At 63.9% G+C, this 24,234-nt stretch carries 22 protein-coding genes and 1 pseudogene; 7 read left to right on the plus strand and 16 right to left on the minus strand.

Annotated elements, in window-relative coordinates; genetic code table 11:
• Nucleotides 1–19: 19 nt before the first annotated feature.
• The gene (gene scpA, locus ACP15K_RS12060) at nt 20–2,158 is read right to left on the minus strand and encodes a methylmalonyl-CoA mutase (RefSeq protein ID WP_193142554.1); all 2,139 of its coding nucleotides are present in this window, start codon (nt 2,156–2,158) and stop codon (nt 20–22) included.
• A gap of 153 nt (nt 2,159–2,311) precedes the next feature.
• On the opposite strand from scpA, the gene ACP15K_RS12065 reads away from it, so the two are divergent.
• Nucleotides 2,312–2,758, plus strand: a complete 447-nt coding sequence (locus ACP15K_RS12065) for a DUF4174 domain-containing protein (protein WP_193142555.1) — start codon at nt 2,312–2,314, stop codon at nt 2,756–2,758.
• Nucleotides 2,759–2,834: 76 nt separating this feature from the next.
• On the opposite strand, the gene ACP15K_RS12070 is transcribed toward ACP15K_RS12065, so the two are convergent.
• From ACP15K_RS12070 to ACP15K_RS12095, 6 genes are all read right to left on the minus strand, one after another.
• Nucleotides 2,835–4,880 carry an acetyl-CoA carboxylase biotin carboxylase subunit gene (locus tag ACP15K_RS12070; RefSeq protein ID WP_193142556.1) on the minus strand — a complete coding sequence of 682 codons (2,046 nt, stop codon included), beginning with the start codon at nt 4,878–4,880 and terminating at the stop codon, nt 2,835–2,837.
• Nucleotides 4,881–4,958: 78 nt separating this feature from the next.
• Nucleotides 4,959–5,348 (minus strand): hypothetical protein, encoded by a 390-nt coding sequence (locus ACP15K_RS12075; protein WP_193142557.1) that lies wholly within the window; start codon nt 5,346–5,348, stop codon nt 4,959–4,961.
• Nucleotides 5,345–5,731, minus strand: a complete 387-nt coding sequence (locus tag ACP15K_RS12080) for a hypothetical protein (RefSeq protein WP_193142558.1) — start codon at nt 5,729–5,731, stop codon at nt 5,345–5,347. Before ACP15K_RS12080 ends, ACP15K_RS12075 begins: the two co-directional genes overlap by 4 nt.
• Nucleotides 5,731–6,129, minus strand: coding sequence for a RidA family protein (locus ACP15K_RS12085; RefSeq protein ID WP_193142559.1), 399 nt, complete (start codon nt 6,127–6,129; stop codon nt 5,731–5,733). Before ACP15K_RS12085 ends, ACP15K_RS12080 begins: the two co-directional genes overlap by 1 nt.
• Entirely contained in the window at nt 6,126–6,707 is a 582-nt protein-coding gene (locus tag ACP15K_RS12090) for a DUF4760 domain-containing protein (protein ID WP_424990621.1), read from the minus strand. The genes ACP15K_RS12085 and ACP15K_RS12090 overlap by 4 nt, the downstream gene beginning before the upstream one ends.
• A gap of 15 nt (nt 6,708–6,722) precedes the next feature.
• Complete coding sequence (locus ACP15K_RS12095; protein ID WP_193142561.1) at nt 6,723–8,255, minus strand: acyl-CoA carboxylase subunit beta; 1,533 nt, start codon at nt 8,253–8,255, stop codon at nt 6,723–6,725.
• A gap of 175 nt (nt 8,256–8,430) precedes the next feature.
• Between ACP15K_RS12095 and ACP15K_RS12100 the strand changes: the two genes are divergently transcribed.
• Both ACP15K_RS12100 and ACP15K_RS12105 read left to right on the plus strand, forming a co-directional pair.
• Nucleotides 8,431–9,669 (plus strand): multidrug effflux MFS transporter, encoded by a 1,239-nt coding sequence (locus tag ACP15K_RS12100; protein WP_424990622.1) that lies wholly within the window; start codon nt 8,431–8,433, stop codon nt 9,667–9,669.
• Nucleotides 9,666–11,078, plus strand: a complete 1,413-nt coding sequence (locus tag ACP15K_RS12105) for a helix-turn-helix domain-containing protein (protein ID WP_193142563.1) — start codon at nt 9,666–9,668, stop codon at nt 11,076–11,078. Before ACP15K_RS12100 ends, ACP15K_RS12105 begins: the two co-directional genes overlap by 4 nt.
• 45 nt (nt 11,079–11,123) lie before the next feature.
• Here the strand turns inward: ACP15K_RS12105 and ACP15K_RS12110 are convergent, their stop codons facing one another.
• Together ACP15K_RS12110 and ACP15K_RS12115 are read right to left on the minus strand one after the other, a co-directional pair.
• Entirely contained in the window at nt 11,124–11,357 is a 234-nt protein-coding gene (locus ACP15K_RS12110; protein WP_193142564.1) for a YdcH family protein, read from the minus strand.
• A 110-nt stretch (nt 11,358–11,467) separates the two neighbouring features.
• Nucleotides 11,468–12,208: a YebC/PmpR family DNA-binding transcriptional regulator gene (locus tag ACP15K_RS12115; protein ID WP_193142565.1), complete on the minus strand. Its 741-nt coding sequence runs from the start codon at nt 12,206–12,208 to the stop codon at nt 11,468–11,470.
• A 462-nt stretch (nt 12,209–12,670) separates the two neighbouring features.
• On the opposite strand from ACP15K_RS12115, the gene ACP15K_RS12120 reads away from it, so the two are divergent.
• Both ACP15K_RS12120 and ACP15K_RS12125 read left to right on the plus strand, forming a co-directional pair.
• Nucleotides 12,671–13,222: a hypothetical protein gene (locus ACP15K_RS12120; RefSeq protein WP_193142566.1), complete on the plus strand. Its 552-nt coding sequence runs from the start codon at nt 12,671–12,673 to the stop codon at nt 13,220–13,222.
• Between the two features lie 414 nt (nt 13,223–13,636).
• The gene (locus tag ACP15K_RS12125; RefSeq protein WP_424990623.1) at nt 13,637–14,194 is read left to right on the plus strand and encodes a PEP-CTERM sorting domain-containing protein; all 558 of its coding nucleotides are present in this window, start codon (nt 13,637–13,639) and stop codon (nt 14,192–14,194) included.
• A gap of 377 nt (nt 14,195–14,571) precedes the next feature.
• Here the strand turns inward: ACP15K_RS12125 and ACP15K_RS12130 are convergent, their stop codons facing one another.
• The 4 genes from ACP15K_RS12130 to mgtE all read right to left on the minus strand — a co-directional run bounded on the left by ACP15K_RS12130 (nt 14,572) and on the right by mgtE (nt 19,243).
• A complete protein-coding gene (locus ACP15K_RS12130) occupies nt 14,572–16,347 on the minus strand; it encodes an SLC13 family permease (protein ID WP_424990624.1) in 1,776 nt (591 codons plus the stop codon).
• 78 nt (nt 16,348–16,425) lie between these two features.
• A complete protein-coding gene (locus ACP15K_RS12135; RefSeq protein WP_193142568.1) occupies nt 16,426–17,238 on the minus strand; it encodes a TIGR00282 family metallophosphoesterase in 813 nt (270 codons plus the stop codon).
• Between the two features lie 77 nt (nt 17,239–17,315).
• Entirely contained in the window at nt 17,316–17,870 is a 555-nt protein-coding gene (locus ACP15K_RS12140; protein ID WP_193142569.1) for a 5-formyltetrahydrofolate cyclo-ligase, read from the minus strand.
• Nucleotides 17,867–19,243 (minus strand): magnesium transporter, encoded by a 1,377-nt coding sequence (gene mgtE, locus ACP15K_RS12145; protein ID WP_193142570.1) that lies wholly within the window; start codon nt 19,241–19,243, stop codon nt 17,867–17,869. Before mgtE ends, ACP15K_RS12140 begins: the two co-directional genes overlap by 4 nt.
• A gap of 174 nt (nt 19,244–19,417) precedes the next feature.
• Here mgtE and guaD point away from each other — a divergent pair, with 174 nt between their 5' ends.
• Nucleotides 19,418–20,722 carry a guanine deaminase gene (guaD, locus tag ACP15K_RS12150; RefSeq protein ID WP_424990625.1) on the plus strand — a complete coding sequence of 435 codons (1,305 nt, stop codon included), beginning with the start codon at nt 19,418–19,420 and terminating at the stop codon, nt 20,720–20,722.
• A gap of 118 nt (nt 20,723–20,840) precedes the next feature.
• On the opposite strand, the gene hisN is transcribed toward guaD, so the two are convergent.
• Together hisN and ACP15K_RS12160 are read right to left on the minus strand one after the other, a co-directional pair.
• Nucleotides 20,841–21,653, minus strand: a complete 813-nt coding sequence (gene hisN, locus ACP15K_RS12155) for a histidinol-phosphatase (protein ID WP_424990626.1) — start codon at nt 21,651–21,653, stop codon at nt 20,841–20,843.
• Nucleotides 21,654–21,799: 146 nt separating this feature from the next.
• Nucleotides 21,800–22,009: pseudogene (locus ACP15K_RS12160) on the minus strand (helix-turn-helix domain-containing protein); the annotation flags it as partial.
• A 287-nt stretch (nt 22,010–22,296) separates the two neighbouring features.
• On the opposite strand from ACP15K_RS12160, the gene ACP15K_RS12165 reads away from it, so the two are divergent.
• A complete protein-coding gene (locus ACP15K_RS12165) occupies nt 22,297–23,256 on the plus strand; it encodes an NADPH:quinone oxidoreductase family protein (protein ID WP_193142574.1) in 960 nt (319 codons plus the stop codon).
• 6 nt (nt 23,257–23,262) lie between these two features.
• Here ACP15K_RS12165 and ACP15K_RS12170 read toward each other — a convergent pair whose 3' ends face one another.
• The gene (locus tag ACP15K_RS12170; RefSeq protein WP_193142575.1) at nt 23,263–24,135 is read right to left on the minus strand and encodes a LysR family transcriptional regulator; all 873 of its coding nucleotides are present in this window, start codon (nt 24,133–24,135) and stop codon (nt 23,263–23,265) included.
• Between the last annotated feature and the right edge of the window lie 99 nt (nt 24,136–24,234).

The following is a 24,234-nucleotide window of genomic DNA, read 5'->3' on the forward strand; positions in this document are numbered from 1 at the left end:
GTGACGACTGGAAAAGCCCTCAGGCCGCCTGCGACCGCGCCTTGCGGATCAGGGTCAGGATGTCCTTGGCGGCCTCGGGAATATTGGTGCCCGGCCCGAAGATCGCCTTCACCCCGGCCTTGGTCAGGAAATCATAGTCCTGCTGCGGGATCACCCCGCCACAGATCACGATGATGTCCCCGGCGCCCTGGGCTTTGAGCTCTTCGATCAGCTGCGGCGCCAGCGTCTTGTGACCGGCGGCCTGCGAGGAAATCCCCACCACATGCACATCGTTGTCGATGGCATCCTGCGCGGCCTCGGCGGGCGTCTGGAACAGCGGCCCCACGTCCACGTCAAAGCCGATGTCGGCAAAGGCGGTGGCGATGACTTTGGCGCCCCGGTCATGCCCGTCCTGCCCCATCTTCACCACCAGCATACGCGGGCGGCGGCCCTCGGCCTCGGCGAAGTCCTCGATGCTGGACTGGATGGCGGCGAAATCGTCGTCGCCTTCATAGGCGGCGCCATAAACCCCGGCCAGCGTCTTGACCTCGGCACGATGGCGGCCGAATTCCTTTTCCATTGCCATGCTGATTTCTCCAACGGATGCACGGGCGCGTGCCGCTTCGACGGCGGCCTCCAGCAGATTGCCGCCCTCTTTGGCGCGACGGGTCAGTTCGCCAAGGGCAGCCGCGCAAGCGGCCTCGTCACGGGTGGCGCGGATCTTTTCCAGACGGGCGATCTGTGATTCCCGTACCTTGACGTTGTCCACGTCCAGAATGTCGATCGGGTCTTCCTTGGCCAGACGGTGCTTGTTGACCCCGACGATCACCTCTTCGCCCCGGTCGATCATGGCCTGACGGCGGGCGGCGGATTCTTCGATCCGCAGCTTCGGCATGCCGGACGCGACGGCCTTGGTCATGCCGCCCATGTCCTCGACTTCCTCGATCAGCTTCCAGGCTTCCTCGGCCAGTTGCGCGGTCAGGGTTTCGACATAATACGACCCCGCCAGCGGATCGACGACCTTGGTCACCCCGGTTTCTTCCTGAAGAATGATCTGGGTGTTGCGCGCGATCCGGGCCGAAAATTCGGTCGGCAGGGCAATGGCTTCGTCCAGCGCGTTGGTGTGCAGCGACTGGGTGCCGCCCAGAACCGCCGACATCGCCTCATAGGCGGTGCGGATGACGTTGTTGTAGGGATCCTGCTCCTGCAGCGACACCCCCGAAGTCTGGCAATGGGTCCGCAGCATCTTTGAACGGTCCGACTTGGCCCCGAACTCGGTCATGATGCGATGCCACAGCATCCGCGCGGCACGCAGCTTGGCCGCTTCCATGAAGAAGTTCATGCCGATGGCGAAGAAGAAGCTCAGCCGTCCGGCGAACTTGTCCACGTCCATCCCGGCTTCGATGGCGGCGCGCACGTATTCGCGCCCGTCGGCCAGCGTATAGGCCAGCTCTTGCACCAGGTTCGCGCCCGCTTCCTGCATGTGATAGCCGGAGATCGAGATCGAGTTGAACTTGGGCATCTCGTTGCTGGTGAATTCGATGATGTCCGAGATGATCCGCATCGACGGCTCGGGCGGATAGATATAGGTGTTGCGCACCATGAACTCTTTCAGAATGTCGTTCTGAATGGTCCCCGACAGCAGGCTGCGGTCATGGCCCTGCTCTTCCCCCGCGACGATGAAATTCGCCAGGATCGGGATCACCGCGCCATTCATGGTCATCGAAACCGAGACCTTGTCCAGCGGGATGCCGTCGAACAGGATCTTCATGTCCTCGACGCTGTCGATGGCGACGCCCGCCTTGCCGACATCGCCAACCACGCGTTCGTGGTCGCTGTCATAGCCCCGGTGGGTGGCCAGATCGAAGGCGACCGAAACCCCCTGCTGCCCGGCGGCCAGGTTCTTGCGGTAGAAGGCGTTGGATTCCTCGGCAGTCGAAAAGCCCGCGTATTGGCGGATGGTCCAGGGACGGCCCGCGTACATGGTGGCCTTTACGCCGCGCGTAAACGGTCCGAATCCCGGCAGCTCGCCCATCTGCGGCAGGGCGGCGGTATCGGCCTCGGTATACAGCGGCTTGACGTCGATTCCCTCCAAAGTGGTCCAGGTCAGGTCGTCCAGGGACCGGCCGCGCAATTCTTTTTCGGCCAGGGATTTCCAGGTGTCCAGCTTGTCGCTCATGCGCAGGCCCTTTCTAGATAGGGGTCCGGCCGCCCGTCAGGCGCAGGTCCGGCAGGACGTGAGAAGAACGTAGGGGAAGGCAAAGCACGAAGCGGTGAAATCGCCTGTGCTTCGCGGCCTCCCCAACCTATATTTTCAGGAACGGGAGGCCGCATGAGACCTTTAAGATCACTCGCATTCGCCGTTCTGACGCTTTCGATGGCCGCCGTCTTTCCGGTGTCGGCCCAGGACATGGACAGACCGCTGCTGACCGAGGCCACGGAGCTGGACCAGTTTCTGTGGGTGGCGAGGCCCGTGGTGGTCTTTGCCGACACGCCCAACGATCCGCGCTTCATCAAGCAGATAGAACTGCTGAACGCCCGCAAGGACGAACTGTTCGTCCGGGACGTGGTGGTGATTGCCGACACCGATCCGGCGGCAAAATCTGCGCTGCGGACGCAATTGCGCCCGCGCGGTTTCCAGCTGACGCTGTTGGGCAAGGACGGCAAGGTGGCGCTGCGCAAGCCCGCGCCGTGGGATGTGCGCGAACTGACCCGCGCCATCGACAAGATGCCCCTGCGCAAGCAGGAGATCCGCGACGCGGCAGGCGGCGCCGGGTAATCCCGCCGCCGCGCAGGTGTCGTGATCCGGGCCTGTCGGCCCGGAACCGCCAGCCGGGATATGGCTGGACTGTCGGTCATTCGAATTCCATGATCACATCGTCCACCGCCAGGCTGTCGCCGGCGCTGGCATTGACCTTCGAGACCTTGCCGGTTCTCTCGGCGCGCAGGATGTTCTCCATCTTCATGGCTTCCACCGTGCACAGCGCCTGGCCTTCCTGAACTTCGTCGCCGACTTCGACGTCGACCTTCACGATCAGGCCCGGCATCGGGCAGAGCAGCATCTTGGATGTGTCGGGCGCCAGTTTTTCCGGCATCAGCCGCGCCAGTTCGGCGGCACGCGGCGTGCGCACCTGTACCTTCAGGTCGGCACCCCGGGTGCGCAGGCGGAAGCCGCCGGTCACCTTGCCGACCTTCAGAACCAGCGGTTTGCCGTCCACATCCAGTTTGGCAAGGCTGTCGCCGGGCGTCCAGTCCGACGCCACCCGCAGGCTGCCGCCATCGTCGAAGCGGACGGTCGAGCCGTCGGCATCCGCCGCGATCACCACCGGGAATTCTTCGCCCTGAAGCGTCACAACCCAGTCGGTGCCGACCTTGCGTTCGTGGTTGTCCATGCGGCCCGATACGCGGGTGCGGCGGATTTCGGCGATCCGGTACATGGCAGCAGCGGCGGCGGCGATGCGTTTCAAATCGGTGACCGGCAGGGTCACGCCTTCGAAGCCGTCGGGATATTCCTCGGCGATGAAGGCCGTGGTCATGTCGCCCGAGATGAACTTGGGATGATCCATCACCGCCGACAGGAACGGCAGGTTGTGGCCGATGCCCTCGACCTCGAAGCTGTCCAGCGCCACGCGCATCGCCTCGATGGCTTCCGACCGGCTGGGCGCCCAGGTGCACAGCTTGGCGATCATCGGGTCGTAGTACATCGAGATCTCGCCGCCCTCATAGACGCCGGTATCGTTGCGCACCGCGGTCGGCCCTTCCGGGGCTTCGCCCTGCCATTTGCCGTTGACCAGCAGCGGACCGGCGGCCACTTCGGCGGGCGGGCGATAGGCGGTCAGGCGTCCGATCGACGGCAGGAAGCCGCGATAGGGATCTTCAGCATAAAGCCGGTTCTCGATGGCCCAGCCGGTCAGTTTCACATCGTCCTGGGTGAAGCTCAGCGGTTCACCGGCGGCAACGCGGATCATCTGCTCGACCAGATCGACGCCGGTGATCAGTTCGGTCACCGGGTGCTCCACCTGCAGGCGGGTGTTCATCTCAAGGAAGTAGAAGTTCTTCTCGCCATCGACGATGAATTCCACGGTGCCGGCACTGGCGTAGCCCACGGCCTTGGCCAGCGCCACGGCCTGTTCACCCATCGCCTTGCGAGTGGCCTCATCCAGGAAAGGCGACGGCGCTTCTTCCACAACCTTCTGGTTGCGGCGCTGGATCGAGCATTCCCGCTCCCCCAGGTAGACGCCGTTGCCATGGGTATCGCAGAGCACCTGAATCTCGATGTGACGCGGCTGGGTGACGAATTTCTCGATGAAGATGCGGTCATCGCCGAAGCTGCTGGCGGCCTCGTTCTTCGATGACTGGAAACCCTCGCGCGCCTCGGCATCGTTCCACGCGATGCGCATCCCCTTGCCGCCGCCGCCGGCCGAGGCCTTGATCATCACCGGGTAACCGACCTGGTTCGAAATCTTGACGGCCTCTTCGGCATCCGCGATCAGCCCCATGTAACCGGGCACGGTGGACACGCCCGCTTCCTGGGCGATCTTTTTCGAGGTGATCTTGTCGCCCATGGCCTCGATCGCCGGCACCGGCGGTCCGACGAATTCCACCCCCGCTGCTTTAAGAGCCTCGGCGAACTTGCTGTTTTCAGACAGGAAACCGTAACCCGGATGCACCGCTTGTGCGCCGCTTTCCTTGACCGCTTCCATCACCTTGTCGATGACGATGTAGGACTGGTTGGCCGGCGGCGGGCCGATGTGGATGGCCTCGTCGGCCATTTGCACATGCAGCGCCTTGCGGTCGGCATCGGAATAGATGGCAACCGTCTGGATCCCCATCTTCCGCGCCGTCTTGATGACACGGCAGGCGATTTCCCCGCGGTTGGCGATCAGGATTTTGTTGAACATGTTGCCTTCTTCCTCTTCAGTCCTGCCCGGTGCGGCCCCGCCACCTCCGGAAATCTCGGTGTTGTCAGCGCCGCCGTCTCAGGCGTCGTCTGCATCGTCTTCGCCGTCCCAGACCTCGTCTTCATCCTGGAACAGGGCCGGAAATCCGGCCCGCGCCGCCCGCATATCCACATGCAGAAGCGCCTCGTAACTTGCTGGATCGAATGGTTCCTCGGCGGGAACAACCTCGCGCCCCAGCAGCCAGCTCAGCCGCCCGGCATCCAGGTTGCCACGCTCGAAGGGTGCCTCGCCGAAATGGTCGATCAGGGCGCCCAGAAAGGCGGCATCGGCGCGCCGGTCGGCGGGTTTGCGATCCTTGTACCGCTCCCGCGCCTTCAGCGGCGTCGCCCCGGCCTTGGAAGCCCGGCGAATGGTGAACTGGTAATCGGTGCCGGGCAGCCGCCCGGGGAATCCGCGATGCTTGATCATGAACCCGCCTTCGTTCCGGCCCGCGTGGCCATCTTCGCCGCCGTGGGGCGCAGCCGGGCATGGGTTGCCCAGCGATGTCTGAGGGCGGGAGTTTCCAACATATGTGCAATACGCGAGCCCAGGCCCCCCGGCACCGGTCCCGCGATCTGACCGCCGGCGCGCAGAAACAGTCCCCCGTCGCGCTCGGACAGCTCAATCACTGGTGAAAACCCCCGCTGGCTGCGCAGAAGACGCCAGAGATCCTTGCGAACCTCGTGCGCCAGAACCCGTGCCCGCAGCCGTGGCAGCCGGGTTGTTGCTTCGACATCGAAGCGCGCCGGCAACCGCCGCGCCAATGTCAGACCGTCGTCCGTCTTGACCATATGCCAGCCGTTGCGCCGCATCAGGCGGCGCCCCGCCGGACGGCCAGCATGTCGATCTCGACCAGCGCATCCACGGCCAGGGCGGTCACCCCGATGGTGGTGCGGGCCGGACGTTGCCCGTCCGGAAAATAGGACATGTAGACCTTGTTGAAGGCGTCGAAGTCGCGCTTGAACTCGGTCAGGTAGCAGCGGCACTGCACCACGTCCTCCAGGCTCAACCCGATCCCCTCCAGCACCAGCTTGAGGTTCTCGATCACCCGCACGGTCTGCGCCTCTACCCCTTCGGGCAGCGGCGCGTCCGGTGCGCCCGGCGTGGTCGGCATCTGGCCGGTCAGCATCACCCAGCCGTCCGCCTCGGTGGCGTGACAGAAGGGTCCGACCGGGGTCGGTGCCGTGGCGATCTTGTGAAATCTGGTCATGCCCTTGCCCCCGCCGGTATGCCCAGTTCACCCAGAAACCACGTTAGATGCGGCCAGGGGTCGATGCGTGCCCGTTGCGCCCGCTCCGCCACATAGGCTGCGTACTTCCGGTTTACCGCCAGATAGTGCAGACCGTAGACATCCGCGATCACGGAGCGGTCCAGCGCGTCATGCCGGATGCCGGCGGCGACGATGTTCATGGTGTTCAACAAGACGTCCACGTGCTCCCTGTCCTCTTTGGTCAACTCTTCCAGCGTCACCACCGACTTTGGAATTTTCCGCTCCAGCGCGATGCGCGAGGTGTCGTAGTACCCCCAGACCGACGCGATGAAATCCAGTGTCGCGATGCGTGTTTCGCGCTTGTGGTTTTCCTGGCCCCCGGCGCGGATACGGTGGGCCTGGGTCAGAACCGCCGCGATCAGCAACACCTGCAAGGCTTCGGTGGTGAAAAACCCCTTCTGCCGCGCCAGTTCGGACAACCAATCCGGTGCCCCCGTGGCAATGATAAGACCCGAGAAAACTCCTATGATCAGTGTCAGTAGTGGCAGTATCCCCATGACATCCCCCTTGATTGTCACGGGGAGACTAACGCATCACAACGGGATGTTGTCGTGCTTTTTCCACGGGTTGGTGACCTTCTTGTTGCGCAGCGACGCAAAGGCCCGCGCCACCCGCTTGCGCGTCGAATGCGGCATGATCACCTCGTCGATGAAGCCCTTTTCCGCAGCCACGAAGGGGTTGGCGAAACGGTCCTCATAGTCGGCAGTGCGGGCGGCGATCTTCTCGGGCTCGCCCAGTTCCGACCGGTACAGGATCTCGGTCGCGCCCTTGGCGCCCATCACTGCGATCTCGGCGGTGGGCCAGGCATAGTTGAAATCGCCGCGCAGGTGTTTCGAGGCCATCACGTCATAAGCGCCGCCATAGGCCTTGCGGGTGATCACCGTCACTTTCGGCACCGTCGCTTCGCCATAGGCGAACAGCAGCTTGGCCCCATGTTTGATGACCCCGCCGTATTCCTGGCTGGTGCCCGGCAGGAAGCCCGGCACGTCGACCAGCGTCAGGATCGGGATCTCGAAGGCGTCGCAGAAGCGCACGAAGCGGGCCGCCTTGCGCGAGCTGTCGATGTCCAGGCAACCGGCCAGGATCATCGGCTGGTTGGCCACCACGCCCACCGTCTGACCCTCCAGACGGATAAAGCCGGTGATCATGTTCTTGGCGTAATCTTCCTGGATCTCGTAGAAATCGCCCTCGTCGGCGGTTTTCACGATCAGCTCTTTCATGTCGTAGGGCTGGTTCGGGTTGTCCGGGATCAGGGTGTCGAGCGACGGCACGGTGCGGTCGGTCTGGTCAAAGAACGGGCGCACGGGCGGCTTTTCGCGGTTGTTCAGCGGCAGGAAGTCCACAAGGCGGCGCACTTCGGTCAGGGCCTCGACATCATTGTCGAAGGCGCCATCGGCGACCGAAGATTTCTTGGTGTGGGTCGACGCCCCGCCCAGTTCCTCGGCGGTGACATGTTCGTTGGTCACGGTTTTCACCACGTCCGGACCGGTGACGAACATGTACGAGGTGTCGCGCACCATGAAGATGAAATCGGTCATCGCCGGCGAATAGACAGCGCCCCCCGCACAGGGCCCCATGATGACCGAGATCTGCGGCACCACGCCCGACGCCATGATGTTGCGCTGGAACACCTCGGCATAGCCTGCCAGAGAAGCCACGCCTTCCTGGATCCGCGCCCCGCCCGAGTCGTTCAGCCCGATCACCGGCGCGCCGTTTTGCACGGCCATGTCCATGATCTTGCAGATCTTTTCCGCGTGGGTTTCCGACAGCGACCCGCCGAAGACGGTAAAATCCTGGCTGAAGACATAGACCATGCGGCCGTTGATCGTGCCCCAGCCGGTCACCACGCCGTCGCCGGCGGGCCGGTCGGCTTCCATGCCGAAATCGGTGCAGCGATGCGCCTTGAACATGTCGAACTCTTCGAAGGAGTCGTCGTCCAGCAACAGTTCGATGCGTTCGCGGGCGGTCAGCTTGCCCTTGCGGTGCTGCGCCTCGATCCGACTCTCACCACCCCCCTGGCGCGCCTCGGTGCGACGATGCTCAAGCTCCTGAAGAATATCTTTCATATGCCGGGTTCCCTTGTTTTGCAGGCACCCTATACAGGAGATGGCAGTCCGCAAAGTGGAATTCAGAAAATTTGCAACTGCATATTATACATGCTACTGCAAATTGCATAATTGCAAACATTGTTTGCTGTCAGCACCTTATAGATTTGACGCGCCATCAACGAAGGACACCGCCATGGCTGCCCGTTACCCGCACAAGTTCCTCGACCGGGACACGCCGCCGCACCTGGCCACCCTGGTGGTGCTGGCGGGCATGTCCGCGGCGGCCATGAACATGTTTCTGCCCTCGCTGCCCGCGATGGCCGAGCATTTCGACACCGGCTATGGCGTCGTGCAATTGTCGGTGACGTTGTACCTGGCGGTGAATGCCGTGTTGCAGCTGTTCATCGGGCCGCTGTCGGACCGGTTGGGCCGCCGTCCCGTGCTGTTGTGGTCGCTGGCGCTGTTCGTGGGGTTTTCCTTTGCCATCCCGTTTTCGCCCTCGGTCGAGGTCTATCTGACCCTGCGCATGGGACAGGCGGTGGTGGTGGCGACCATGGTGCTGTCACGCGCCATCGTGCGCGATGTGGTTCCGCAGAATGAAGCCGCTTCGATGATCGGCTATGTCACCATGGGCATGGCACTGGTGCCGATGCTGGCGCCGATGCTGGGCGGCGCCATCGATCAGCTTCTGGGCTGGGAATGGACCTTCCATATCCTCGGCATCCTGGGGCTGGGCGCGCTGTATCTGACCTGGGCCGACCTGGGAGAAACCGCCACCCCCGGCCCCAACGCGCTGGCCGACCAAATGCGCGAAGCGCCGGAACTTCTGCGCTCCCCCCGCTTCTGGGGCTACAATTTCGCCGCCATGTTCTCGTCAGGGGCGTTCTTTGCCTACCTCGGCGGCGCGCCCTACGTGGGCACCGAGGTGTTCTCGCTCAGCCCGCTGATGCTGGGCATCCTGCTGGGCTCACCCGCCGTGGGCTATATGGCCGGCAATGCGATCTCGGGCGCGTATTCGATCCGGCGCGGCATCAACGCGATGATCCTAACCGGCACCCTGCTGTGCTGCACCGGGCTGGGTCTGTCGCTGATCCTGTCGCTGGCCGGCTGGCACAACCCGTGGGTCTTCTTCGGCTTCACCACCTTCGTGGGGCTGGGCAACGGGCTGGTTCTGCCCAATGCCACCGCCGGGATGTTGTCGGTGCGGCCGCGTCTGGCGGGCACGGCTTCGGGCCTGGGCGGGGCGATGATGATCGGCGGCGGCGCGGCCCTTTCGGCGCTGGCCGCGGCGGTTCTGGTGCCCGGGCGCGGCGCCTATCCGCTGATCTGGATGATGTTCGTGACCTCGGTCCTGTCCGTGCTGTCGATCCTGTATGTGATCCGCCGCGCGCGTCAGGTCGGCGCCACCGACCCCTCTGACATGCAGCCATGACCCGCCAGAAGATCTATGCCGGCGCCAAGTTGCGCGACATTCGCCGCAGGCTGGAGCTGACCCAGAAGGCCTTTGCCGAGAAGCTGGGCGTGTCCCTGCCCTATCTGAACCAGATGGAAAACAACCACCGACCCATCGCGGCGGGGGTGGTTCTGGCGCTGGCGCAGGAATTCGGGCTGGATGTTACAGAACTCAGCAGCGGCGAGAGCGAGCGGCTGGTGTCGGACATGCGCGAGGCGCTGGCCGATCCGGTGTTTTCGGGCAATGATCCGCCGCTGGCCGACCTGCGGCTGGTGGCCTCCAACGCGCCGGCGCTGGCGCGCGCCTTGCTGGAACTGCACCACGCCTACCGCCGGTCGCATGAACGGCTGGCCTCGCTGGACGAGGCCCTGGGCGCGGGCGGCGGCAGCCATGCCCAGTCGCCGTGGGAAGAAGTGCGCGACTTCTTTCACTATTGTGACAACTACATCGACGCGGTGGATCGCGCGGCCGAGCATTTTGCCGACGGGGCGCCGTTGGTGGGCGGCCATCCGGACCTGCGACGGCGGGCGCTGGACACGCTGGACAGGATCGGCGTCAGCGTCCGGTTCGAGGACAATGCCGTGCTGCGTGGCTATGATCCCGGCAGCAAGTCCCTGCATCTGTCCAACCGGGCGCCGGCAGCCTCGATCACCTTCCAGCTTCTGCACCAGGTGGCGCTGCTGACACAGGGCGAGTTGATCGGCGCGACGCTGGATCTGGCCCGCTTCCAGTCCGAGGAAGCCGCGGCCATCGCCCGGATCGGTCTGGCCAATTATTTCGCGGGCGCGGCCCTGCTGCCTTACGGGCTGTTCCAGCAGCAGGCACAGGCCACGCGGCACGACCTGGAACGCATGGCCGACCAGTTCGGCGCCTCGATCGAGCAGGTGGCGCATCGTCTGTCGACCCTGCAACGCGCCGGTGCCAAGGGCATCCCCTTCTTCTTCGTGAGGGTCGATCAGGCCGGCACCATCACCAAGCGCCATTCGGCCACGATGCTGCAATTCGCCCGCTATGGCGGCGCCTGCCCGCTGTGGAACGTCCACCGGGCACTGGAAACGCCGGGGCGGTTCCTGCGGCAACTGGCTGAAACGCCGGACGGGCGGCGCTATCTCTGCCTTGCGCGGGATGTGTCGAAACCCGGCGGCAGCTTCCACGCCCCGATCCGGCGCTACGCCATCGGGCTGGGGTGCGAAGTGCAGCACGCCGGGTCGCTGGTCTACGCCGACGATCTGGATCTGGACAATGCCAAGGCGTTCGAGCCCATCGGCATTTCCTGCCGGATCTGCGAACGAACGAATTGCCACCAGCGGTCGGTTCCACCGCTGGAACGGCGGCTGGTGGTCGATCCGAACCGCCGCGGCACCCTGCCCTATGAGGTCGAGGGCTGACCGGGGACGGCCCGCAGATCGCAAGTCGTCCCGAAGTTTCTCGGCCTATCCGAGCATCCGGTCGATCTCGCTCCGCAGCGCGACACGGGACTTGCGCAGCCGCAAGGCCTCGACATCGGCCATGGGCAGCTTGTTGGTGTCCACCCGGTACAGGGTTTCGTTGATCTGATTGTATTCATCCACCAGACGCGCGACCGTGGCGTCCTTCATGCGCAAATCGTGCAGCACATGGATCCGGTCGGGAAACTCGTCTGACAGGTCATGGGGCGTATGGGCCATCTCTAACCTCGTTGGTAGCGCCCATACATCCTAGGAAACCGCAGCACCCCGCACCTTGACACGTGTCATTTGCGCGGGGTGCCGTTGCAGGCAAACTGCCCGCCGGAGAGTCACAGCGCGGCCATGACCTCGTCCGACACTTCGAAGTTCGCGGTGACGTTCTGCACGTCGTCATCGTCTTCCAGCGTCTCGATCAGCTTGAACAGCTTCTGCGCCGTGTCCAGGTCCAGCTCGGTGGTGGTCTGCGGCTTCCAGATCAGCTTGGTGCTTTCGCTTTCGCCAAGCGCCTCTTCCATGGCGTTCGACACGTCGTTCAGATCGGTGTCGGCGGTATAGATGATGTGGCCGTCTTCCGAGCTTTCCACATCCTCGGCACCCGCCATGATCGCCGCTTCCATCACCGCGTCCGCATCGCCGACCGAGGCCGGATAGACGATCTCTCCCTTGCGGTCGAACATGAAGGACACCGACCCGGTCTCGCCGAGGTTGCCGCCGTTCTTGGAAAAGGTCGACCGCACGCTGGAGGCGGTGCGGTTGCGGTTGTCGGTCATCGCCTCGACGATGACGGCCACGCCGCCGGGGCCGTAGCCTTCATAGCGGATTTCGTCATAGGTTTCCGCGTCGCCGCCCTGGGATTTCTTGATGGCGCGGTCGATCACATCCTTGGGGACCGAGTTCGACTTGGCCTCCTTGACTGCCAGACGCAGACGCGGGTTCTTGTCCGGGTCCGGGTCGCCCATCTTCGCTGCAACCGTTATTTCCTTGGAAAGCTTGGAAAACAGTTTCGACCGTGCAGCGTCCTGACGGCCCTTGCGATGCTGGATGTTTGCCCATTTGGAATGGCCGGCCATACACGAATTCCTCTGCCTGTGAAGCGATGCGCCTCTATAAAGCAGGCCCGCGCGCGGCTGCAAGCCCTGGACACGGGGCACCCCTCCGGACCAAGCTTGCGGCCCCATGGGGACGAGACCGGCACAATCCGCCGTCGGACCAGAATCACGACCCCGATAGACCTGTGACGGGCCTGGGTTTCCGCAAAAATACAACCTTAGGTTTAGTGCGGAATGTCACACGCTTTGACTGCCGATAAAGTTGCGGCCACCCCCAAGCGGGACGGATGCGGCCTGACGGGCCCGGATTGTCAGTAAATTCGCTTTGTTTCCCTAGCGTTAGGGAGATGGGTCTTTGCCGGCACGCCGGGAAATCTTCACCCCAGAGAAGGCCCGACCAAGGGAATGCGTTAACGCAATCGTTGACCTTTGGGAAAGATTTTGCGATATCTGGTTAATGATTGACGAGAGGGAAGCTCGATTATGAAAGCGATTTTGAGAGTAACTGCCGTCGCAGCGGCCCTGCTGACGGCCAATGCCGCAAGCGCCGCTGTGGTCGTCTACGGAGCCGGCCCAACACCCGCTGCCGCGAATGCAATGGTTCTTACCGACATCTCTGTCGGGAACACGGTCAATGTGGCGGACGTCCTTTCACCCCAAGATCTTGACCAGTTCAAGTTCACCGCGTTGGAGCGTCTGCGGGTGAACACCATCGCCCTGACTGCAACCGGTACGCGCGCAACCGTCCGGGCCATTGAATACGGACTGACGTCGTCGACCACGATGTCCTTCCTGAACGATGGGCAGATCTTCACGTTTGGACCGACGTCCTCTATCGGGGTCGCGTCGTTGAACGGATTTATCATGAACGCGGGCGACATGTTCTCGCTCTACTGGTCCGGGGCAAACACGCAAAGTCCGGCATCGATCAACGCCTCGTTCACCACATCCGAAGTTCCCCTGCCTGCGGCGCTGCCGCTTCTGGCCGGTGCGCTCGGCCTGCTGGGAATGGCGCGGCGTAAAGCCAAGTCCTGACAACCATATTCGAACAACTCCAGGGAAGGGCAGCAATGCCCTTCCTGCCATGTTTTTCAAAGCAGAATCGCGTCGAAATCGCCGTAGAGACCGGTCATTTTCGACAGAATCGCCGGGCTCTTCAGTCCTTCGATCCCCAAAACACCTTAAAAATTTAGAAAGAATCTCGCTCTGGACCGGCACCCAGGTTTCAGACCTGCACGGATTTTGAGCGGATTCTTCTACCTCGCCTCCGGTCAGGTCTGATTTAATCTGTTTTTATTCAGCAGCTTATCGAATGACACGAGATTTTTTGACAGTTTTTGGCCTGTGTCACACCGCGCACCCTATGCGGGAGAATTCGCAACGATTTGTTGACCCAAGGCCATTTTTGCCCCATAACTCTATGCAGGAGTTAAGAGAGGGTAACACCGTATGAGCAAGTTTTTGAAAGCAGCGGCCATCGCCGCAACCATTTTCGCAGCAAACGCCGCTTCGGCAGCGGTTGTTGTGTACGGCTCCGGCCCCGTGCCGGCACCGTCCAACAAGATCACGACCGCTGACATTGTCGCCAATGTTTCGGTAACCACGAACGAGATCCTGAGCCCCGGCGATTCCGCCGAGTTCACCTACACCGCCCTTGAGCGCCTGCGTGTGAACACCATCGCACTGTCCGCTACCGGCTCGAACGGCGGTCGGGACCTGAACAACGTGGAGTACGGTTTCACCTCGGCCACGGTCAACTCGTTCAAGAACGACGGCATCGTGATCGTGTTCTCGAGCAGCTCTGCCGCGGCTCTGGCTTCGCTGCCGGGTCTGTTCATGAACCAGGGTGACACGTTCACCTTGTACTGGGAAGACGGCATCACCTACCCGGTGAACGTCGGCGCATCGTTCACGACCTCGGAAGTTCCGCTTCCGGCCGCCCTGCCCCTGCTGGCAGGTGGTCTGGGTCTGCTGGGTCTGGCCCGCCGCCGCAAGGCACGCGCCTGATCCATTCGGATCAAGATTTGGGAAAGGGGCCTTCGGGCCCCTTTTTCTTTGGTAGACACGTTCGCCAAACGCCCCGCGTATCCAGGCGTGAACAGCACTTCCCGCCGGTCGATGACAGCCGGGCCTGGCACCGCCCCCTCCCCCCGTATTCACACACAAGACCCGCACCGCCGCTTGGCGGCTCCCATTGGCGTTCCTGTCGCGTGGATGGTCGTGGGCAGCTGAACCGGGAAGGGCCAAACCCTGAGAGATAGGCCCGCGCATCAAGGTGGCCTGTCTGGCCCGTGCCCGGAACACCAATCACCCCAACATCAAAGCCTTGCCCGGACAGGTTTCGGCACGGGTTCCGGCCCGCTCTCGCATCGGCGCCCGCTGCTTCAGAGCGGCCAGATGAAGGGGATCAGGAACGAGGCGAGGACACCCATGCTCAGGTTCAACGGAATGCCCACCTTCAGGTAGTCGCTGAACTTGTAGCCCCCCGGACCGTAGACCATCATGTTGGTCTGATAGCCGATGGGTGTGGCAAAGCTGGCGGACGCCGCGATCATCACCGCCACCACCAGCGGGCGCGGATCGATCCCCAGCGCCGTCGCCAGACCGATCGCCACCGGGGTGACCACAACCGCCACGGCATTGTTCGACACCATCTCGGTCAGGATCGAGGTCAGCAGATAGACCGACCACACCAGCACGAAGGGCGGCAACCCCGTCAAATGCGGTGAAATACCATTCACCAGAAGCGTGACCGCGCCCGAGGCTTCCAGGCTGGCCCCGATGGCCAGCATCGAGAAGATCAGCGCCAGCAGCCGCCCATCCACGAAAGAGAACGCCTCCTCGGCATCGATACAGCGGGTCAGAAGCACCACGGCCACGGCCACAACCGACAGCATCAGGATCGGCGCGACACCAAGCCCCGCAAGAACGACGATGCCCGCCAGCGCGGCAAGGGCGACGGGGGCATGGCTGCGCCGGTAGGCCCGTGCGGACGGCGAGGAGACGTCCACCAACTCCATGTCGGCAGCCAGTCGCTGGATGTCCTCGGGCGCGCCTTCCAGCAGCAGCGTGTCGCCCACGCGCACCACGATGTCATCCATCTGCCGGCCGATGTTCTGGTTCGAGCGATGCACCGCCAGCGGATAGACACCATAGCGGCGGCGCAGGCGCAGCGCGCCCAGCGACCGGCCCACCATGCGGCATCCCGGTGTGATCAGAACCTCGACAGTGGTGGTTTCCACCGACGACAGCTTGTCCACCATGCGCAGGTCGCGGTTCTTCTGCAGGCCCAGAACCTCGGCGATCTGGGTGCGCAGAACCACGCGATCCCCCGGCTCCAGCACAACCGCCGACAGGTCGCGGCGCAGCGAGGCATCGCCGCGCAACACGTCGATCAGGCGCACACCGTCGCGCTTGAACAGATCTACCTCGGTCACGGTCTGGCCGGTCAGGGCGCTGCCTTCGGGGATCGCCACCTCGGTGAAGAACTTCATGCCCTTGCGGCCCGACAGCAGGCTCGACATGCTGTCCCGCTCCGGCAACAGCTTCGGTCCCAGCACGCCCAGGTAAATCGCGCCCCAGGCCACCACGGCCAGACCCAGCGGGGTCACTTCGAAGATCGTGAAGGGTTCCAAGCCCTGCTCCCGCGCGACTCCATCGACAAGCAGGTTGGTCGAGGTGCCGATCAGCGTCAGCGTTCCGCCCATGATTGCGGCATAGGACAGCGGGATCAGCAGTTTCGAGGGCGCAAGGCCCAGCGACCGCGCCAATTGCGTGAACACCGGGATCATGACGACCACCACCGGCGTGTTCGACACGAAGGCCGAGGCCACAACCACGAAGAACAACAGCACGAGCACCGCCATGAAGGGCTTCCTGCGGGACACCACCTCGGTCTGGCCGATGAACCATTCCAGCGCACCGGTGCGCACCAGCGCCCCCATGACGATGAACATGGCGCCAATGGTCCAGGGCGCCGGGTTCGACAGCACCGACAGCGCAGAGTCGTAGGGCAGGATCCCCAGCACCAGCATTGCCGAGACCCCGCCCAGGGCCACAACCTCGGCGGGGAAGGTCTCGCGCAGAAACCCGATGAACATCAGGGCCACGATCATCAGGGCGATGATCGGCGCTGCATGTTCCATTCCGAGAATGGCCATCATTGTGCGGTCTGGTCCCTCTTCACGTCACACCGACGCCATAACAGACAGAACACCAGCGCCGGGACAACGGAAATCTCACAGGGTACTGGCTTCCAGCCGTCCGCCATGACGGATCATGCGGATCGAGGTCGTCTTGCCGCTGCGATCATCGGTTTCCACAAGAACCCCCGACAGGGTGGCCTCGCCGTTGGCCGGAACAAAGCGGCCCTTGCCCATGCCGGTCACGAAACGGCGCAAGGGCTCGGCCTTGTCCATGCCGATGACGGAATTGTAGTCGCCGCACATGCCGGCATCAGTCAGATAGCCGGTGCCGCCGGGCAGGATCTGCGCATCGCCCGTGGGCACATGGGTATGTGTGCCCACCACCAGCGAGGCACGGCCATCGCAGAAATGGCCCAGCCCCATCTTTTCCGAAGTGGCCTCGGCATGCACATCCAGCAGGATCGCCTGCGCCTGCCCGCCCAGCGGGTTGCGGCGAAACAGAAGGTCCAGCGCCGAAAACGGATCGTCGAAGGGGCGCTTCATGAACACCTGGCCCAGAACCTGCGCCACCAGGATCTTGCGCCCGTCCGGCAGTTTGAACATCCGGGCACCGCTGCCGGGCGCTTCCTTGGCGAAATTGATCGGTCGCAGGATGCGCGGCTCCTTGTCGATGAAGCCCAGCATGTCGCGCTGATCGAAGGCGTGATCGCCCAGTGTCAGGCAATCGACGCCGGACTCCAGCAGTTGCTTGGCATGATCCGGGGACAGCCCCGCACCCGAGGTTGCGTTTTCGCCGTTGACCACGACGAAATCCAGCTTCCAGTCGGCCCGCAATTGCGTCAGCCGCTCCCGAACCGCGGTCCGCCCGGACCGCCCAACGATGTCACCTAGGAAAAGTAGTCTCATAAGCTTTGCCTAGGCGGCGCGCGGGTCCGGAGCAAGCAGAATTGCAATCCGCCGGGCGGCTTGGGGGCACAGGCCGATCAGGGCCGGATCACACCCTGTTCGGTGACGATCATATCCAGCGTCTGATCCACCGGTTCGACCGGCAGGTCCGGATCTTCCTGCGCGGCATAGGCCAGCCCGATGGCCAGCACACGCCCGCGCGCGCGCAACCCTTCCAGCGTGCGATCATAGAACCCGCCGCCATAGCCCAGCCGCGCACCACTGCGCGAAAACGCAACCATCGGCACGATCAGCACTTCGGGCACCAGTGGATCGGACCGGGCCGGAATGCGGGCACCGAAAGGACCGTCGGTCATCTCGGCCTCGGGGGTCCAGCGGTGAAAACTCAACGGTTGCCCCTTGCCAAGGATCACCGGCACCGCCACCGGGGCCACGCGCGTCCAGTCGGACATCACCGGCAGCGGGTCCATCTCGGTGTGGATCGCCATATAGCCGGACAGGATGGCCCCCTGATGATCGGACAAGACCGCGCGCAAAGCGGCCAGCGCCGGGGCAGGATCGGCTTGGTCATGTGCCGTCTTGCGCCGGGCGAACCCGGCCTTGCGGGCAGCAGTCTTGGCCTCGACGCTCATAGCAGCACGTAACTGGCAAGACCGAGAAAGGCGAAGAAACCCACCACATCCGTCACCGTGGTCACGAAAGTGCCCGAGGCCAGCGCCGGGTCGAAGTCCAGTTTCTCCAGCACGATGGGGATCAGGATGCCCGACAGCCCCGCCACCAGAAGGTTGATGACCATCGCCACGCCCAGCACCAAGCCAAGGGTCAGCGAACTGAACCAGAGCCCACCGATCAGCCCCATGACCACCGCGAAGAACACGCCGTTGGCCAGCCCGGCCAGCGCCTCGCGCCGGATCACCCTCGTCACGTTCGATCCGGTCAGGTCGCGCGTGGCCAGCGCCCGCACCGCCACCGTCAGCGACTGGGTGCCCGCGTTGCCGCCCATCGAAGCCACGATCGGCATCAGCACCGCCAGCGCCACAACCTGCGTCAGCGCATCCTCGAACTGGGAAATCACCAGCGAGGCGATGATCGCGGTCAGCAGGTTCACCGCCAGCCAGGGCAGGCGCGCGCGCACGGTTTCAACCACCGTGTCGGACAGGCTGGTTTCGCCGCTGACCCCGGCCAGCAGCAGCAGGTCTTCCTCGTTTTCCTCGTCCAGCACGATCATCGCGTCGTCGATGGTGATAACCCCGACTAGGCGCCCGGCCTCGTCCACCACCGGGGCCGAGATCAGGTGGTACTGGTTGAAGGCATAAGCCACATCCTCGCCGGTTTCGGTCACCGGGATCAGGATGAAAACTTCCTCGGTGATGTCTTTCAGCAGCGTGGCGCGCGACGAACTCAGCAGTCGGCCCAGAGTGACATTGGCCACCGGGCTCATGCGCGGATCGAGCAGGGTCACATGGTAGAACTGTTCGGGCAGATCGGTGGCATCGCGCATGTGATCGATCATCTGGCCCACGGTCCAATCCTCGGGCGCCGTGACCGCGTTGCGCTGCATCAGGCGGCCGGCGGAATCCTCGGGGAAGGCCAGCGACTGTTCCACCGCGAACCGGTCGGAATCCTCCAGCGCGTCAAGGATGGCTGCCTTCTGGTCGTCTTCCAGATCCTCGACCAGGTCGACCACGTCGTCGGTTTCCAGATCGCGGACACCTTCGGACAGGGCCGCAGGATCCAGCTGGCCGATGACCTCTTCGCGCAGGCCCTCGTCCAGTTCCGACAGAACCTCGCCCGCGTCTTCGCCGGACCACAGTTCAAGGAAGGCATCGCGGTCGCCATCGCTGACCTGTTCCAGGAAGTCGGCGATGTCGGCGGGGTGCAGACCGTCAAGGTTGTCGTTGAGCAGGGCCGCGTCGCGGTCGGCCACCGCGGCCAGGATCTTGGTGATCCGGCGCGGATCCAGGACAGTGTCGGCGGGCTCGAAAGTCTCGGGATGTTCGCTCATCTGCCCCTCCGCTGCGGTGCTGTCTCGACGTGCCGTAGGCTGGACCTAACAAGGGGGTGGTCCGCTCGGCAAGGGGGGCATGTACGGATTTGCAACAAACTGCCATGCTTGGCCGGAATGGCCCTGGTATGGCGAAAAAACCGGCCGTGGGCACAAGGCAGGAAGGGTTGGGCCATGTCGGGCAAGGTGACGGTACTGTTGGGTCAGGTTGTGCAGTTTCGGGACGATCCTTTCGCCGGACCGCCTGAAACAGCCGCCCGCCACGATCGCCGGGGCGCAGTGGCGGTGGCCGACGGCAAGATCCTGGCCCACGGCCCGGCTGAAACGGTGCTGGCCGCCCACCCCGACGCCCGGCGGATCGACCATGGCGATGGGGTGATCCTGCCCGGCTTTGTCGATGCCCACGCCCATTATCCCCAGACCGCGATGATCGCCAGTTGGGGCAAGCGGCTGATCGATTGGCTGAACACCTACACCTTCCCCGAAGAGATGAAGTTCGGCGACCCGGCCTATGCCGCCGAGATCGCCGCCCGCTATCTGGATCTTCTGCTGGCCAATGGCACCACGACAGTGGCCAGTTTCTGCACCATCCATCCCGAAAGCGTCGAGGCGCTGTTCCAGGCCGCCGAGGCCCGTGGCATGTGCGTGGCCGCCGGCAAGACCAGCATGGATCGCAACGCGCCCGAGGGGCTGCGCGACACCGCCCAAAGCGCCTATGACGACAGCAAGGCGCTGCTGACCCGTTGGCACGGGCGCGGGCGCGCGGCCTATGTCATCACGCCAAGGTTCTCCCCCACCTCCTCAGCCGACCAGCTGGCGGCCCTTGGGGCGCTTTGGGCCGAACACCCCGACTGCCTGATGCAGACCCATCTGTCCGAACAGCACGAGGAGATCGCCTGGGTTCGCGAATTGTTTCCCGAGGCGCGGGACTACCTGGACACCTACGAATCCCACGGGCTGCTGGGCCCCGGCGGCCTGTACGGCCATGCCATCCATCTGGAGCCGCGCGAGATCGACCGCCTGCGCGCGGTGGACGCCAGCCTGATCCATTGCCCGACCTCGAACACCTTCATCGGCTCGGGCCTGTTCGCGACGATAGACCATTGCCGCGCCGGACAGCGCGTCGGGCTGGCCACGGACACCGGCGGCGGGTCAAGCTTTTCCATGCTGCGGACCATGGCCGCAGCCTATGAGGTCGGCCAGTTGCGCGGCACCGCCCTGCATCCGGCGCAGCTTCTGTGGCTGGCCACCGAAGGCTCGGCCCGCGCGCTGCGGATGGACGATCGCCTTGGCACGCTGGCGCCCGGCAGCAATGCGGATCTGGTGGTATTGGACCTGGCCGCAACCCCCGCCATCGCGCAGCGCCAAGCACAAGCCAATGACATCTGGGAGGCGGTCTTTCCCACCATCATGATGGGCGACGACCGGTCGGTGGCAGCGACCTATGTGCAGGGGCGTCGGGTCAACGCGTCTGAGTAAACTGGAATTTGGGTCGGTGGCGCGATGTGCTGCGACGTGGTCGCGCAATGCTGTCGGGGTGCCTTGAGTATTTTTGCCAAGAAGACTGGGCAGGGCGCAAGCCGAAGCGCGCGTCTGTCTAGGTATCTGGCCGGTTCAACAGCGCCAAGGCCGCGGCGTGAAGCTCGGGCGTGGCGGCGGCCAGTGCTTGACCGCCCTGCCAGACCGGCCCGCCCTGCCAATCGGTGACGATCCCGCCAGCGGCCTCGATCACCGCGACCGGGGCGGCGATGTCATAGGCGTTCAGCCCGGCCTCGATGACCAGGTCGATCTGGCCCATGGCCAGCAGCCCGTAAGCGTAGCAATCCATGCCATAGCGCACCAGACGGGCACGCTCGGCCACGCGGGTGAAGGCGGCGCGTTCGGCCGGGCTGCCGATCTCGGGGAAGGTTGAAAACAGGATGGCCTGCGACAGGTCGGTCGTCGCGGCCGCCGTCATCGGTGTTGTCGTGCCACGATGCGCCAGATGTGCGCCGTCGGGCGTGCCGATGAAACGCTCGCCAGTGTGCGGCTGATCGATTACCCCCAGAAGCGGGCCGTCTGCCGTGCAGCAGGCGATCAGCGTGCCCCAGGTCGGGGTCCCGGACATGAACGCGCGTGTGCCATCGATGGGGTCAAGGATCCACGTCAGGCCGGAAGTGCCTGTTTTGACGTCAAATTCCTCTCCAAGTATCGCATCCTGGGGGCGCAGGTCCGCCAGCAGTTGCCGCATCGCGCGTTCGGCCTCGCGGTCCGCGATGGTGACCGGGTCAAACCCGGTTGCGGCCTTGTTGTCGGCCGCCAGATCCCGTGTGCGGAAGTGCGACAGACTGATCCCGGCCGCCGCATCGGCCAGTTTCAGGGCACAGTCGAGAAGACCGGAGATTTCTGATTGTTGGACCACGTCGACCACCCGCACTTGAAGATGGAGGCGTCATAACGGGCGCAAGCGCGTCTGTCACCCGGCCTGCGCGGCCGGGGACGGGGTTTTCGCAAAGCTCCGCCCTAGCGGCGGAACGGGGTCACTTCGATTGCCGGGTCCTGCGCCCTGGGGTTGTAGCCCTTGAAGAAATAGTCGATCGGCACCGACAGGGCTTGAGAGATTTCCCAAAGGCGAGAGGCGCTGACCCTGTTCACCCCGGTTTCGTACTTCTGGATCTGCTGAAATTTGATCCCGACCTGCTCGGCCAGTTGCTGTTGTGTCATCGACATCTCGCGCCGTCGTTGACGGATGACGTTTCCCACGTGGGTATCCACTGGATGTGGCATTCCTGTTCTCCCAAATCGCTCAATACCAAACTGGTGAAAGCCGAAACGCCTGGCCCGTTCTGGGCCGTTGGGGATTCTCCCGCTGTGCTGTTCCGGCATGTCCCCGCACCATGGGTACAGGACCGGAAAGCGACCGCTTCGGGGCGTGCAACACTCTTGTAACGCATATACTGGAAAAATTTCTCAAAAATACAGTGCAACGTCAGCTTAATCTTTACCAGTGGTTAACACTTCACATATTCGAAACCTCGGACGGCAAACAGTGTTTTTTGGGTAAGGAGAACCAAATGCGGGCTTGGCAACTGGAAGAAATCGGTGGAACGCCGCAACTTAACAGTGTGGAGCCGCCCCGACCCGGCCCGAGCGAGGTGCAGATCGACATTGCCGCCTGTGGGCTGAATTTCGCCGATCTGCTGACCATCAAGGGGCAGTACCAGGAAAAGCCGCCGCTGCCCCTGACCCTGGGGATGGAATTCGCCGGCGTGGTGCGGGCGGTGGGATCCGAGGTGACGGGCCTGGCGGTGGGCACCCGCGTCGGAACCTACTCGGGCGGTGGTGGTCTGGCCGAGGTCGCCTGCGTGCCTGCGGACCGCTGCGTGCCGCTGCCCGATGCAATGCCCTTCGCCGATGCGGCGGCGTTCCAGATTGCCTATGGCACTTCGCATGTGGCGCTGCGCCACCGGGCCAACCTGCAACCGGGCGAAACCGTTCTGGTGTTGGGCGCGGCCGGGGGTGTGGGCCTGACGGCGGTCGAGATCGCCCATCGCATGGGCGCACGGGTGATCGCCTGCGCCCGCGGGGTCGAAAAGCTGGACATCGCGCGCCGGGCCGGGGCCGATGAGGTCATCGACAGCGAAACCCCTGACCTGAAGGCCGCGCTGAAAGCCATGGGCGGCGTTGACGTGATCTATGATGCGGTGGGCGATCCGATGTTCTCGGCGGCGCTGCGCGCCTGCCGTCCCGGTGCGCGGGTGCTGGTGATCGGCTTTGCCGCCGGTCAGGTGCCGCAGATCCCCGCCAATTACCTGCTGGTGAAGAACATCACCGTCCATGGCTTGTACTGGGGCGGCTACCTGGCCTTTGCCCCCAAGGTGCTGACAGACTCGATGGCCGAATTGTTCGACTGGTACGCCGAGGGCAAGCTGCGGCCGCACATCAGCCACACCTTGCCTCTGGAGAAAGCCGACGTGGGGCTGGAGCTGCTGCGCAGCCGCAAGTCCACCGGCAAAGTGGTCATCACCCCCTGAGCCAGCTCAGGCCACGGCGCGGGCGCGACGGATCTGGTAGGCCGCGCGCACCAGTTCGGCCATGCGGGCCACGGGCGTCTCCTGGCCGGCGCCGTTGACATAAAGGTTGATCTGGCGCGACGGCAGTTGCGGCAGGGCGCCGCCGTGCGGGATTTCGTCCAGTTGCGGCGAGGCGGTGCCGGACAGAACCGCGCCCACGGCCAGATCGGCGCTGAGCGAAGCTTCGATGGTGCGCGAGGAATCCGATTCCACCGCCATGTCCCATTCGATGCCTGCCTGATCCAGCGCCTGCTGGACCGGGGCGCGGAACATGCAGCCCGGTTCGAACCCCAGCCGCAGCGGGCGCTGCTTCCACGCGATCCCGCCGGGCGCCCCGATCCAGACCAGCGGCAACGCTGCAAGGGTTTCACCCTGCGCATCGGGGCTTTCCTCGGTGGTCAGGATCAGATCGCAATCGCCGCGGGCGAATTCTTCCTTCAGTTTGCGGGTGTAGGACGACACCAGATGCACCCGCATCCGGGGAAACTCGGCGTTGAAGCGTTGCAGCACGCCGGGAATATGCGGGTAGATGATGTCATGCGGTACGCCAAGCGTCAGTTCGCCTTCGAAGACGGTGTCGGTCAGGCGGCTGACCGCCTCGTCGTTCAGGGCCAGCATCTTGCGGCTGTAGCCGAGCAACTGCTCTCCCGCCGCGGTCAGGGTGACGGTGCGAGCGGAACGGTCCAGAAGCTGCACGTCCAGTGCCTCCTCCAGCCGCTTCATCTGCATCGAGACCGCCGATTGCGTCAGGTTCAGAAGGTTTGCCGCCCGCGTCACGCCGCCGGTATCGGCCACGGCCACAAAACTGCGCAGGGCTGACAGGTCAAGAACACGCCTCATATCAATACCTGTGATGTTTTGGTTCAAAATCATTCGTTCTACAAATTCACCACAGCGGCACAGAAACATCAACAGAATTCATGAAAGAGCCAAACTGCA

This window comes from Fluviibacterium sp. S390 (genome assembly GCF_049800695.1).
Classification (GTDB): domain Bacteria; phylum Pseudomonadota; class Alphaproteobacteria; order Rhodobacterales; family Rhodobacteraceae; genus Meridianimarinicoccus.